Consider the following 13,097-nt stretch of genomic DNA (forward strand, 5'->3'; position numbering starts at 1 on the left):
TGCGCCGATAGTGGTCAGAACCGCCGATTAAGAACCGCGGACAGGAAACGCTCTTGACCCCAATCGTCTCAAGCCAGGCAGGAAGTTCCGGCATCGACAGTGCCTATGCCTGGATACGGCTCGGCGTCTCGATGCTGCTGGCAACGATCGGCGGGGTCGGCATGTGGGCGGTGGTCGTGGTGCTGCCTGCCGTGCAGGCAGAATTCGGCGTCGATCGCGCCGCTGCCTCGATGCCCTACACCGCGACCATGGTCGGCTTTGCCGCCGGCAATGTGCTGTTCGGCCGCGCCATCGACCGCATGGGGTATTGGATCCCGGCGCTGATTGCCGCGATTACACTTGGCGCCGGCTTCATGCTGGCGTCGTTGACCAGTTCGATCCTGCAGTTCACCCTCGTCCAGGGCCTGTTGATCGGCGTCGGCTCGTCGGCGATCTTCGGCCCTTTGATCGCCGATATCTCGCATTGGTTTAACCGTCGCCGCGGCGTCGCGGTGACGGCTGCCGCGTCCGGCAACTATCTCGCCGGAGCGATCTGGCCGACGGCGATGCCCTATGTCATGCAGACCGAAGGCTGGCGCTTCACCTATGCCGCGATCGGCGTCGTCTGCCTGGTCACCATGGTGCCCTTGATCCTGCTGCTCCGGCGCGGCGCACCGCCCCAGGCGGCTCCGGGATCGCCGGGCAGCCGCGTGGTCCAGCCGATCTCCCTGTCGCCGGCGGCCTTGCAGGCGCTGCTCATCGTGGCCGGGCTCGGCTGCTGCGTGGCGATGTCGATGCCGCAAGTCCATATCGTCGCCTATTGCATGGATCTCGGCTACGGCGTGGCGCATGGCGCCGATATGCTGTCGATCATGCTGGCGGCAGGCGTCGTCAGCCGGCTTGGCTCGGGTTTCCTTGCCGATCGCATCGGCGGCGTGAAAACCCTGCTGATCGGCTCGGTGCTGCAATGCCTGTCGCTGTTGTTCTATATCCCGTTCGACGGGCTTGCCTCGCTTTATGTCGTCTCGCTGGTCTTCGGCCTGTCGCAAGGCGGCATCGTGCCCTGTTATGCGATCATCGTGCGCGAATATATGCCAGCCAAGGAGGCTGGCCAGCGCGTCGGCATCGTCATGATGGCGACCATCTTCGGCATGGCGATCGGCGGCTGGATGTCGGGCTGGATCTACGATCTGACCGGCTCCTATGCCGCCGCGTTCCTCAACGGCATTGCCTGGAACCTGCTGAATATTTTGGCCATGGTGCTGCTGCTGTGGAAGGCCCGGCGCAGCGCTGCTGTGGCGGCCTGAGGCACAGCAGTACGGATACAGTCTCTCCGGCCGTCGCTTGACAACAGCCGAAGGCTGCGCGACGCCAGACAAGGTGTGGCAACGGGCCAGTTTGGCATGGCAGCAGTTTCAAAAACGCTGAACATCGTTTCACGGTCGCGTGTGGGCGGTTGCCCGGCGTCCGGACGAGTACGGTGATCAAGCCGCGCTCGCGCCGCGGCGGCGGCCGCCCGACCATCGCCGATGTCGCCCGCAAGGCCGGCGTCGGCGCCATTACCGTATCGCGCGCCCTGCGTGAGCCGGGGCGTGTCTCGGAAGATCTGCGCCGCCAGATCGAGTCGGCCGTGAACGAGCTCGGCTATATGCCCGACCCGAATGCGCGGGCGCTGGCTTCGGCGCGCGCCGAGGTCTTTGGCGTTCTGGTGCCGTCGCTTACCAACAACGTCTTTGCCGAAGTGGTGCGCGGCATCTACGACAGCCTGTCGGACGGCCCTTTCCGGATTCAGCTAGGCAACACCCACTATTCCGGCCTCGAGGAAGAGCGGCTGCTGCAGGTGTTTGGCCCGCAACGCCCGGCGGCGCTGATCGTGGCCGGCATCGACCAGACGCCGGCCTCGCGAAAACTGCTGGAAACGGCAGGCTGTCCGGTGGTGCAGGTGATGGAGACCGGGCCCGATCCGGTCGACATGATGGTCGGCTTCTCGCATTTCGAGGGCGGCAAGGCGGCGGCCGAACATCTGATCGAGGCAGGCTATCGCCGGATCGGCTTCATCGGTGCGCGCATGGATCCGCGTTCTCAGCGGCGGCTTGCCGGCTATCGCGCGGCGATGGAGGCGGCCGGCCTGTTCGATCCGAGGCTCACCACCACGACGCCGGTGCCCTCCAGCGTCACCCTCGGCCGCGAATTGTTCCGCGACGCGCTGGCCAAGGTGCCGAGCCTCGATGGGGTGTTCTGTAACAATGACGATATCGCCCTTGGCGTGCTGTTCGAATGCCACCGCGCTTCGATCGCCGTGCCGAAGACGATCGGCATCGTTGGCTTCAACGATCTCGACATGATGGAGGTGGCCTTTCCGTCGGTCACCAGCGTTCGGACCTACCGTTACGAGATCGGCCGGCGGGCGGTCGCCATGGCGCTTGCGGCGATCGAAGGCAACAGGCCAGAGCAGCGGGTCGTCGACCTAGGCTTCGAACTCAAGCGACGTGAGAGCACGGCGCGCTGAAACGAGCTTCGACGCAATGGCGCTTTACACTACGTCATGGTAGCGCTACCAGTTATCGCCGGGCGGTACTTCGCCCCGACGATGGGAGGCTGTTTATTATACATAAGCGACAGCTCATGCTTGTTTATTATGTATAATATGATAGTTTTTGCGGGACTAGCCGGGCAGCAAAGGAGGGGATCGGGTCGGCATTCGGCCACCTGAACGCGCGACGGATACGGCGGGAGGTGCCGGGCCGGAAACGCGCAAATTCATCGGCGTAACAACAAACAAACTGCAACTGGGAGGAATATCGATGATCAAGTCACTCGTTGGCGGAATCGTTGCCGCCACTGCTTTCGTCATGCTGAGCTCGTCGGCGATCGCCGATCCTGAAATCGTCAAGGGGCCATCGGCCGAGCCTGACTGCTTCGCGCCCTGGTCGGCCGATACGCAGTTCTTCAAGTTCCCCAAGAAAGACGGCCCGTACCGCATCGCTCTGGCCAACGGCTATATCGCCAACACATGGCGCATCCAGATGGTGCAGACGGCAAAGGCCTATGCAGCGCAGCCGGAGGTCGCGGCCAAGCTCAAGGAATTCAAGGTGGTCTCGACCGGCGAGGACGTGCCGGCCCAGATTTCGGCAATCAACAATTTCATCGATTCCGGCTATGACGCGATTGTCGTCAACGCCCAGAACCCGACCGCATTCGGTCCTGTCATCAAGCGGGCCAAGGAAGCCGGCGTGGTGCTGGTCGCCTTCGACAACATCCTCGACACCAAGGATGCCATCAACGTCAATGTCGACCAGAAAGGCCTTGGCGAATTGTGGGCCAACTGGCTGGTCAAGCACGTGCCGAACGGCGGCAAGGTGCTGGAAGTGCGCGGCGTCGCCGGCACGTCCGTCGACACCGATCGCCATAACGGCATCCACGAGGTTCTCGACGCTTCCGGCAAGAAATGGGATGTCACCGAGGTCGTCGGCAAGTGGGATGACGGCGTTGCTCAAAAGGCTACGGCCGATGCCATTGCCACCAACGGCCCCTTCGACGGCATTACCGGACAGGGCGGCGATACCGGCATCGTGCAGGCGATGATCGATGCCAAGCATCCGTTCGTGCCGTTCGGCGGCGAGACGGAGAACGGCTTCCGCAAATTCTGCGCCAAGTTCGCCGCTGACGGCCTGAAATGCTCGTCGGCCGGCACCGGCCCGGCTCAGGTCGCGGTTGCCATCAAGACGGCGATTGCAGCACTTGAAGGCCAGGTCGTGCCGCAAGCGGTCAAGCTGCCGCTGGCGATCGTCGAGGATCCGAACTTCAAGGCAGGCCAGGATTTCTTCCCCGATCAGTCCGACAATTTCTTCGTCGGCAATTCCTTCCCGACCTGCGGCATCAATTTCACGGCGCAGGAAATCATGGGCCAGAGCAAGGAAAACCAGTAAACTCCGACAGCCCGACGCCGCGGGAATCCCGCGGCGTCGGCGCTCGACATCCTGATTGCCAAGCGCCTGGGGAGGGCCGATGGACGGTGCGGTTCCGCTCTTCCGCATGGAAGGCATATCCAAGCGCTATGGCGGCGTGCGGGCGCTGGAGAAGGCCGAACTGTCGGTCACTCCAGGCAGCATCCACGCCATTCTCGGCGAGAACGGCGCCGGCAAATCGACGCTGATCAAGGTCATGGCGGGGGTCGTTGCGCCCGACGAGGGCCGCATGATGCTGGACGGAAGCGAAGTTACCTTCGCTTCGCCGGCCGCTGCCAACCAGGCCGGCATCGTCTGCATCTTCCAGGAACTGTCGCTCGTCCCCGAACTCAGCGTCGCCGACAACATCGTCATTTCCGATCCGCCGAAGCGTTTCGGCATGATCGACCGCAAGGCGCAGCGCCGCATCGCCGAAGAAGCCCTGGCTCGCGCCGGCGCTTCCGATATCCATCCGCTGGCGCTGGTCAAGGATCTTCCTCTTTCAAGAAGGCAGATGGTCGAGATCGCCAAGGCACTGGCGCGCAAGCCGCGCATCCTGATCCTCGACGAGGCGACCTCGGCGCTGACCGCGGCTGACGTCGCCAGGGTTTTTGCCGTGTTGAAGCGGTTGCGTTCGGAAGGGCTGGCGCTGCTCTACATCTCGCACCGCATGAACGAGATCGCCGAGCTGGCCGACCAGTGCACGGTGTTCCGCAATGGCCGCAATGTCGCCAGCTACGCGGCCGGCACCAAGAGCGACAATGAAGTCGTCGAACTGATGATCGGGCGCGAATACAGCCACATCTTTCCGCCCAAGCCCGCGCGGGCGGCTGCCGCAGCAACGCCGGCTCTCGAGGCGCGCAGCCTGTCCTGGACGGATCGGCTGCACGATGTCTCGCTGTCGGTCGGGGCGGGCGAGGTGGTCGGGCTTGGCGGCCTCGACGGCCAGGGCCAGCGCGAATTGCTGCTCGCCTTCTTCGGTGTGCTGCGCGGCCTGTCAGGCCAGATACTGATCGACGGCAGGCCGGTGGCGATCGCCAGTCCGGCCGCGGCGCGCGATGACCGGATCGGCATGGCGTTGATCCCGGAGGACCGCAAGACGGAAGGGTTGATGCTGCCGATGACGGTGCGCGAAAACCTCTCCTTTGCCGCCCTCGACCGGCTGTCCAGGGCCGGCATCATCGATCGCGCCGCCGAGCAGCGGCTGATCGACGATATGGTCGGTCTCCTGGCGATCAAGACCGCCGGCCTCGACATTCCGGTCGGCGCACTGTCCGGCGGCAACCAGCAGAAGGTGGTCATCGCCAAATGGCTGATGCGGCAGCCGCGCATCATCCTGCTCAACGATCCGACGCGCGGCATCGATGTCGGCACCAAGCAGGAGCTTTACCAGTTGATGCGCAAGCTTGCCGACCAGGGCGCGGCGATCCTGTTTTATTCGACCGACTATGACGAGCTGATCGGCTGCTGCGACCGCGTGCTGGTGCTCTATGACGGCGCGGTCAAGCGCGAACTGGTCGGCGCCGAAATCACCGAGCGGGCGCTGATCGCCAGCGCGCTCAACATTCACGAAGAGATGCCAAAGCAAGGAGCGGACGCGTGAAGGATTGGCGCTACTGGCTTGCCGAACAGCGCGGAACGCTGCTGGCGTTCGGCATCTTCGTTGTCATGTTCGTCATCTACACCTCGAACCATCCGGCGGGCTTCACCGCCAACGTCGTACAAACGGCCTCGAACAAGGGCGTGCTGCTCGCCTTCGTCGCCATGGCGCAAACGCTGGTGGTGATCACCGCCGGCATCGACCTTTCGGTCGGTATGATCTTCACGCTGACCAACTGCCTGGCCTCGTGGCTGGTCGTCGGCACCGGCATCGAGACCGCCTTCGGCGTCCTCGCCGTGCTCGGCACCGGGCTGCTGTGCGGGGCAATCAACGGTGCGATCGTCATCTATGGACGCCTGCAGCCGATCGTCGCCACCATCGCCACCGGCGCGGTCTATTTCGGCATCGCGCTGCTGCTTCGGCCGTTTCCCGGCGGCTCGGTCAATGAAGGGCTCGCCGATGCGCTGACCGGGCGCCTGTTTGGTTTTGTGCCGGCGAGTCTGGTGACGCTGCTGGCGGTCGTGCTTGTCGTCTGGGTGCCGTTCAGCCGTTCGGTGCTAGGCCGCGCCGCTTATGCAGCCGGCTCCTCGGAGATGGCGGCCTACATGTCCGGCGTGCCGATCCGGCGTGGAAAGTTCGCCGCCTATGCGCTTGCCGGTCTGCTTGCCGCGATCGGCGGGCTGTTCCTGACGTTCTTCACCTATACCGGTGATGCGGCCTATGCCAGCGGCAACGCCTATACGCTGTTTTCGATTGCCGCGGTCGTGCTTGGCGGCGTGTCGCTGTTCGGGGGCAAGGGCAGCGCCATCGGCGCGATCTTCGGCGCGCTTGCCTTCCGCACCATCGGCGACCTGCTGTTCGTCTTCGATTTCGATCCGCTCTGGCAGCCCCTGTTCCAGGGCGTCATTCTGCTGATCGCGGTCAGCCTCGGCGCGTTCGCTCTGTTTCGGGTCCGCAACCGGCTGGAGTGGTTCCTGTGAGCGAAACGACTGTGAGTGGTCTCGCAGGCCGCATGCCGAAATTCCTCCGCCGCGCCGACCCGGCGGTGCTGACGGCGTTCGCCTGTATCGTGCTGCTGCTGTTCCTCGGCAGCCTCTATTCGCGCAGCTTCCTGTCGCCTGAATACCTTTTGCAGCAGCTCAAGGTGGCGTCGTTTCTCGGCGTCATCGCGACCGGCATGATGCTGGTCATCCTGCTCGGCCAGATCGACCTGTCGGTGCCCTGGTCGGTGGCGGCCGGCGCCATGATGGCCTGCGCCGCGGCCGCATACGGTACCGTCGGCGTGGCGCTTGCCATTCCGTTCGGCATCTTCTGCGGTGTTCTGATCGGCATCGTCAACGGCATCGGCGTCGCCTATCTGCGCATTCCCTCGATGATCATCACGCTTGCCACCAACGCCGTCGCGCAGGGGCTGATGGTGGTCTACACGGGCGGTTTCTCGCCGCAGGATTCGGCGACCGGTGCGATGCGCTATCTGGCGACCGGCTTTGCCGTTCCTGGCGTGCCCAACGCCGTCCTCATCTGGGCGCTGATCGGCGCCGCAATGGTGTTCGTGCTGACCCGCACCGGCTTCGGCCGCACCGTCTACGGCATCGGCAATCGCGAGCGTGCCGCCTATCTTTCCGGCATCGATACAAGGCGCGTGGTGATGATCGCCTTTGCGGTTTCGGGCGGGCTCTCCGCCTTCGGCGGCGTGCTGTTGGCCGGCTATGCCTCCAAGGCGGCACAGTCGATGGGCGATGCCTATCTGCTGCCGTCGATCGCCGCGGTGGTGCTCGGCGGCACCTCGATCCTCGGCGGGCGCGGCTCCTATCTCGGCACCGTCGCCGGGGTAATCCTGATCACCCTCTTGCAGTCCATTCTCTCTGTCATGCAGATGCCGGAGGCGGGACGGCAGATCATCTACGGCGTCGTCATCGTAGCCATGCTGCTGCTCTATGGCCGCGCGCCGGCAAGCCGCTGACCTGCATGACCGGTCAAGACGTGGCATATAAGCCGGCGAGCACTGTTCGGACGACACCCGCCATCGTGGTGATGGGCGTCGCCGGCTGCGGCAAGTCGGTCGTCGGCGAAGCGCTTGCAGCGGCATTGGGCGCCGTCTTTATCGAAGGTGACAGGCTGCATCCGCCCGAAAACGTCGCGCGCATGGCGAGCGGCCAGCCGCTTACCGACGCGCTGCGCGAGGGCTGGCTCGACGCGATCGGCCAGCGGATGGCCGCGTCGGTCGCAAGCGGGCAAGGTGTGGTCGCCGCCTGCTCGGCGCTGAAGCGCAGCTACCGCGATCGCCTGCGCGGCTTTTGCCCGGATATCGTTTTCGTTTACCTGGAGATCGACCCGGCAACAGCAAAACAGCGCGTCGGCAATCGCAAGGGTCATTTCATGCCGGCAAGCCTGGTCGACAGCCAGTTCGCCACGCTCGAGGCGCCAGCGGCGGACGAGGCGGCGATAACCCTGGATGGCACGCGTCCGGCCGCCGACACCGTCGCGACTGCCTTGAGCCTGCTCGCGCGCTAGATTTGCGACGTCAGTTCGACCGGGAAATCGTCATTGTCGGCGTCGCGCATGGCCGCGAGGCTGCGGTTGTCCAGCACCTCGGCGATCGCCTGCCGGACCTCCAGCATCATGTGCCGAACCTGGCAGGTCGCCTCGTCGCAATCCTCGCAGCGCTGGTATTGCGTGCGGCTGGCGCAGGGGATCGGCGCCAGCGGCCCGTCGAGGACACGCACGACATGGCCGATCTTGATGTCGGAAGCCGGCCGGGCAAGGCGGTAACCGCCTTCCTTGCCCTTGCGGCTCTGGACGAAGCCGGCGTTACGCAACTCGCCCAGGATGGCATCCAGGAATTTCTTGGGGATGTTATTGGCGACCGCAATGTCGTTGACGAATGCGAGCTGGCCGACCGGCAGGCCCGACAGATGCACGAGGGCCTTGAGGCCGTATTTGCCTTTTTTGGTAAGCATGCCCCGAGTCAACCCATGAAGCCCCAACCACCCGCGTCTGGCGGCTGTTTGTGTGCAAATCATGACGGTTTGATCACGCGAAGCCGTTCGCGAAAACAAGCCGTCCGTTCTCACGGTAGGCACAAACGCGTTGATTCTTTGTAACGTTTTGGACGGAATGCGCCCGGAAAGTGCCAGAAATCACCTTTCGCGGCGCGAAAGCAAAGAAGCCGGCAAAGCCGGCCTCTGTCAAAGTTGGAAGATCGCCTCAGCGGCTGCCATAAGTCTGGTCGAGCAGGCCGCCCGCTGCAAAGTGGTCGGCCTGGACCTTGGCCCAGCCGCCGAAGACGTCCTCCACCGTCAGCAGGCGGACGTCGGGAAACTCAGCCTTGTATTTGGCGGCGACCGCCGCGTCCCGGGCCCGCAGGCCGTTGCGGGCGGCGATGTCCTGGCCCTCCGGCGTATAGAGGAAGTCGAGATAGGTCTTGGCGAGATCGCGCGTGCCATGCTCGTCTGCAACGGTGTCGACGATCGCCACCGGAAATTCCGCCAACAGGCTGACCGAAGGCGTTACCTGCTCGAACTTGTCCTCGCCATACTCCTTGCGGACGCCGCGCGTTTCCGACTCGAAGGTGATGAGTACGTCGCCGATTTCGCGCTGCACGAAAGTGGTGGTCGCGGCGCGCCCGCCGCTGTCGAACACCGGCACGTTGTTGAACAGCTTGGTGACGAACTCCTTCACCTTGGCGTCGTCGTCCTTGAAGGCTTCCTTGGCGTAGGCGGTGGCCGCGAGATAGGTGTAGCGTGCATTGCCGGAGGTTTTCGGATTGGGGAAGATCACCTGGACGTCGTCGCGGACGAGGTCGTTCCAATCCTTGATGTGCTTCGGATTGCCGGCGCGCACCAAGAAGGAGGGCAGCGAATAGAAAGGCGAGGCGTTGTCGGGAAAGTCCTTCTGCCAGTCGGCGGAGATGAGGCCCTTGTTGACCAGGAAGTCGATGTCGATGACCTGGTTGAAGGTGACGACGTCGGCGCCGAGGCCTTCGGCGATGGCACGCGCCTGCGCCGAAGTTCCGGCATGCGACTGATCGATGGTCACACCGGGGTGCCCGGCGACGAACGCTTTGTTGACCTGCGCAAACAGTTCGCGGCCGACATCGTAAGAGGCGTTCAGCAATCTGTGGGCCGACCAGGCTTGGGAGGATGCGAGGACCAGGCCGGCCAATGTGGCGACGCCAAGCAAAAATCGCTTCATGAAAACAGGCTCCAATGCCATGAGCTTAATGCCGGACCATAGCGGCAAGGCATCGTGCGCGACGAGGCACGCAGAGCGGCCGCTCCACGTTGTCGATAGAAGAAATATTCCCGCTGTGGGCGATTTCTAGTTTTTTCTTTCAAGCAGAGTCTCAGGACAGCTTGGCAGCGGCGCCGATGCCGTCGGCGTTGCGTCAAGAAAAGATCAGCCAAGTTGCACAAGAAGGTCGAGGAATTGCTGGCTGAGATTCCCGTCTTGCCGCTCGATGTGCCGGTGGATGCCGAGTACGGCGCGATTCGCGCAGAACTGGAAGGCAGGGGCCAGACCATCGGCCAAAATGACCTTTTTATTGCTGCCCACGCCCGTGCGCTTGGAACTACCCTGGTGACCGCCGACACCGGGGATTTCAACCGGATCAAAGGCCTGAAGGTCGAGAACTGGCTGGTGTAGCGCCTGATAGAGGATCAAGCAGCCGGAAAAAGCTTCCAGCGCCGCGGCCGAAAAGCCACTCGAGTTTTCTGCGCCGCCGGATGGTCGACCGGCAATTCGATCTCGACCCGTTGACGTTCGCCGCCGATTTCGAGCTCGACCCGCCTGGTGCCGGCGACGCGGCGGCTGGCGGCGACCGTGCCGGCGATGCAGCCGTTGCATTCTTCCACCAGATCGACGTCGTGCGGGCGAAAGAACAGCGTCGCTTCGCCTTGCGGTGCGTGCGGCGCGGAAAGCCCGATCGGCCGGTCCGCGATCCAGACCTGGCCGTCCTCGACCTTGACCGGAAGCGAACTCGATTCGCCGATGAAGCCGTAGACGAAGGGCGAGTTCGGAGTGTCGTAGATTTCGTCGGCGGTGCCGACCTGCTCGATGCGGCCCTGGCTCATCACCACGACGCGGTCGGCAAGCTCCAGCGCCTCTTCCTGGTCATGGGTGACGAAGACCGTGGTGTGGCCGGTGGCGTCGTGGATGTCGCGCAGCCAGCGGCGCAGTTCGCGGCGCACCTGCGCATCGAGCGCGCCGAACGGCTCGTCGAGCAAAAGCACGGCCGGTTCGATCGCCATGGCGCGGGCCAGCGCCACGCGCTGGCGCTGGCCGCCCGAAAGCTGTGCCGGATAGCGTTTTTCCAGACCGGAAAGCTGAACGAGGTTGAGGAGTTCCGAGGCGCGGCGGCGGATTTCCTTCGCCGACGGGCGTGACGGCCCGTGCCGGACCTTGAGTCCGAAGCCGATATTGTCGGCGACCGTCATATGGCGAAACAGCGCGTAGTGCTGGAAGACGAAGCCGACATTGCGCTCCTGAATCGACTTTTGGGACGCATCCTCTTCGCCGAAGAAGATCTTTCCGCGGGTCGGCCGCTCCAAGCCGGCAATCAGCCTGAGCAGCGTCGTCTTGCCGGAACCGGAAGGTCCCAGCAGGGCGATCAGTTCTCCCGACTTGATGTCGAGCGAAACGTCGCGGAGGGCCGGAAACCGCTCAAACTCCTTGCGCACGTTGGCAACGCGAACTTCCATGCAAATCCCTTTTGTAGTTGATGCATGCCGTTATCCCAAAACCGGTTCCCACTTTTGGGCGACATTAAATCTTTGTTTTATGCATGTCGTTGTCCAAAAACCGCTACACACTTTTGGGCGACATGCATTTGTCAGTGTCCGCGCGTCGCGGCGATCTCGGCGCCGTAGCGCATCTCGAGAAGTGTCTTCAAGACCAGCGTGACGAGCGCCAGGCCGGCAAGCAGCGAAGCGACGGCAAAGGCGGCGGCGGCATTGTACTCGTTATAAAGGATTTCGACATGCAGCGGCATGGTGTTGGTCAGCCCGCGTATGTGGCCCGACACGACCGAGACGGCGCCGAACTCACCCATCGCGCGGGCATTGCACAGCAGCACGCCGTAGAGCAATCCCCATTTGACGTTGGGCAACGTCACGTACCAGAACGCCTGCCAGCCATTGGCCCCGAGCGACAGGGCAGCCTCCTCGTCGCCATTGCCCTGTTCCTGCATCAGCGGGATCAATTCGCGGGCGACGAAGGGGAAGGTGACGAAGACGGTGGCCAGCACGATGCCCGGCACGGCAAACAGGATGACGATGCCATGCGCCTTGAGCCAGGCGCCGAGCAGGCCTTGCGCGCCGAACAGAAGTACATAGACCAGGCCGGAAATGACCGGCGAGACCGAAAAGGGCAGGTCGATGAGTGTGGTCAGGAACGCCTTGCCCTTGAACTCGAACTTGGCGATCGCCCATGCGGCGGAGATGCCGAAAGTCACATTGAGCGGCACCGAGATCGCCGCGACCAGAAGCGTCAGGCGGATCGCCGAGCGCGTGTCCGGTTCGCTCAGCGCCTGTGTGTAGGCCTCGATACCTTTGGCGAAAGCTTCCTTGAAGACGATGATCAGCGGCAGGAGCAGGAAAATGCCGAGGAAGGCAAAGGTCACGATCATCAGCACGGTTCTCGCCGTGCGGCTCTCGGTCACCGCCGGCGACTGGCTTTCATGGTGCGGCGCGTAGGATTTGATCTCCGGGTCAGCCATAGCGCTTGCGGCTCCAGGTCTGCACCAGGTTGATGACCAGCAGCATGACGAAGGACAGCGCCAGCATGATCGCCGCTATCGCGGTCGCCGCGGCGTAATTATATTCCTCCAGCCGGATGACGATCAGAAGCGGCGCGATCTCGGATTTGAACGGCAGGTTGCCGGCGATAAAGATGACGGAACCGTACTCGCCGACGCCGCGCGCGAAGGCCAGCGCGAAACCGGTGACGATGGCAGGCGCCAGTCCGGGTAGTAGAACGCGGCTGATGATCTGGAAGCGATTGGCGCCGAGCGTGGCGGCCACTTCTTCTACCTCCTTGTCGATCTCCTCCATGATCGGCTGCACGGTGCGCACGACGAAGGGCAGACCGATGAAGACCAGCGCGATGACGATGCCGAGCGGCGTATACGCGACCTTGATGCCGAGCGGCGTCAGCAGGCTTCCGATCCAGCCATTCGGTGCGTAAAGCGTGGTCAGCGCGATGCCGGCAACCGCCGTCGGCAGCGCGAAGGGCAGGTCGACCATGGCATCGGCGATGCGGCGGCCTGGAAAGCTGTAGCGCACCAGCACCCACGCGACGATCGTGCCGAAGACGACGTTGACGGCGGCGGCAATGAAGGCGGTGCCGAAGCTGATTTCAAGCGCGTTGATGGTGCGGCGGTCGGTGACGATCGCCCAGAAGTCGGTCCAGCCGAGCGCCGCCGAGCGCCAGATCAGCCCGGACAGGGGAATGAGGATGATGAGGGTGAGGTAGGCAAGCGAGAAGCCGAGCGTCAATCCGAAACCCGGAATGACGCTCGGCTGCCTGAATCGCCACCCCGCCTTGGCGGGTGCTGTGGTCATGTCGTCCTGATC

General features: G+C 63.7%; 12 protein-coding genes and 1 pseudogene. 8 read left to right on the plus strand and 5 right to left on the minus strand.

The genetic code is table 11. The annotated features are described in order from the left end of the window. Positions 1–53: 53 nt before the first annotated feature. The 7 genes from X773_RS49625 to X773_RS49655 all read left to right on the plus strand — a co-directional run bounded on the left by X773_RS49625 (position 54) and on the right by X773_RS49655 (position 8,040). Positions 54–1,286, plus strand: coding sequence for an MFS transporter (locus X773_RS49625; protein WP_023675826.1), 1,233 nt, complete (start codon positions 54–56; stop codon positions 1,284–1,286). Between the two features lie 173 nt (positions 1,287–1,459). Continuing rightward, complete coding sequence (locus X773_RS49630) at positions 1,460–2,488, plus strand: LacI family DNA-binding transcriptional regulator (RefSeq protein ID WP_023675827.1); 1,029 nt, start codon at positions 1,460–1,462, stop codon at positions 2,486–2,488. A gap of 295 nt (positions 2,489–2,783) precedes the next feature. After that, the gene (locus X773_RS49635) at positions 2,784–3,908 is read left to right on the plus strand and encodes a sugar ABC transporter substrate-binding protein (RefSeq protein ID WP_023675828.1); all 1,125 of its coding nucleotides are present in this window, start codon (positions 2,784–2,786) and stop codon (positions 3,906–3,908) included. A 79-nt stretch (positions 3,909–3,987) separates the two neighbouring features. Then, the gene (locus tag X773_RS49640) at positions 3,988–5,529 is read left to right on the plus strand and encodes a sugar ABC transporter ATP-binding protein (protein ID WP_023675829.1); all 1,542 of its coding nucleotides are present in this window, start codon (positions 3,988–3,990) and stop codon (positions 5,527–5,529) included. Continuing rightward, positions 5,526–6,506, plus strand: coding sequence for an ABC transporter permease (locus X773_RS49645; protein ID WP_023675830.1), 981 nt, complete (start codon positions 5,526–5,528; stop codon positions 6,504–6,506). The genes X773_RS49640 and X773_RS49645 overlap by 4 nt, the downstream gene beginning before the upstream one ends. Then, positions 6,503–7,489 (plus strand): ABC transporter permease, encoded by a 987-nt coding sequence (locus tag X773_RS49650; protein ID WP_023675831.1) that lies wholly within the window; start codon positions 6,503–6,505, stop codon positions 7,487–7,489. The genes X773_RS49645 and X773_RS49650 overlap by 4 nt, the downstream gene beginning before the upstream one ends. A 71-nt stretch (positions 7,490–7,560) precedes the next feature. Beyond that, on the plus strand, positions 7,561–8,040 hold the full coding sequence (locus X773_RS49655; protein WP_031211547.1) for a gluconokinase: 480 nt from the start codon (positions 7,561–7,563) through the stop codon (positions 8,038–8,040). Here the strand turns inward: X773_RS49655 and X773_RS49660 are convergent. Both X773_RS49660 and X773_RS49665 read right to left on the minus strand, forming a co-directional pair. Then, a complete protein-coding gene (locus X773_RS49660) occupies positions 8,037–8,486 on the minus strand; it encodes an Rrf2 family transcriptional regulator (RefSeq protein WP_023675833.1) in 450 nt (149 codons plus the stop codon). The two genes, X773_RS49655 and X773_RS49660, sit on opposite strands and share 4 nt — an antisense overlap. A gap of 247 nt (positions 8,487–8,733) precedes the next feature. Continuing rightward, positions 8,734–9,720, minus strand: a complete 987-nt coding sequence (locus X773_RS49665; protein ID WP_023675835.1) for a sulfate ABC transporter substrate-binding protein — start codon at positions 9,718–9,720, stop codon at positions 8,734–8,736. A 189-nt stretch (positions 9,721–9,909) separates the two neighbouring features. On the opposite strand from X773_RS49665, the pseudogene X773_RS49670 reads away from it, so the two are divergent. Beyond that, positions 9,910–10,170, plus strand: a pseudogene (locus tag X773_RS49670) (PIN domain-containing protein); the annotation flags it as partial. 14 nt (positions 10,171–10,184) lie between these two features. Here the strand turns inward: X773_RS49670 and X773_RS49675 are convergent. From X773_RS49675 to cysT, 3 genes are all read right to left on the minus strand, one after another. Continuing rightward, positions 10,185–11,225 (minus strand): sulfate/molybdate ABC transporter ATP-binding protein, encoded by a 1,041-nt coding sequence (locus tag X773_RS49675; protein WP_023675837.1) that lies wholly within the window; start codon positions 11,223–11,225, stop codon positions 10,185–10,187. Positions 11,226–11,356: 131 nt separating this feature from the next. Beyond that, positions 11,357–12,241 (minus strand): sulfate ABC transporter permease subunit CysW, encoded by an 885-nt coding sequence (cysW, locus tag X773_RS49680; protein ID WP_023675838.1) that lies wholly within the window; start codon positions 12,239–12,241, stop codon positions 11,357–11,359. After that, positions 12,234–13,085, minus strand: coding sequence for a sulfate ABC transporter permease subunit CysT (gene cysT / locus X773_RS49685; RefSeq protein ID WP_023675839.1), 852 nt, complete (start codon positions 13,083–13,085; stop codon positions 12,234–12,236). Before cysT ends, cysW begins: the two co-directional genes overlap by 8 nt. Positions 13,086–13,097: the final 12 nt, after the last annotated feature.

It is taken from the genome of Mesorhizobium sp. LSJC280B00 (genome assembly GCF_000502835.1).
In the GTDB taxonomy this organism is placed as follows: Bacteria; Pseudomonadota; Alphaproteobacteria; order Rhizobiales; family Rhizobiaceae; genus Mesorhizobium.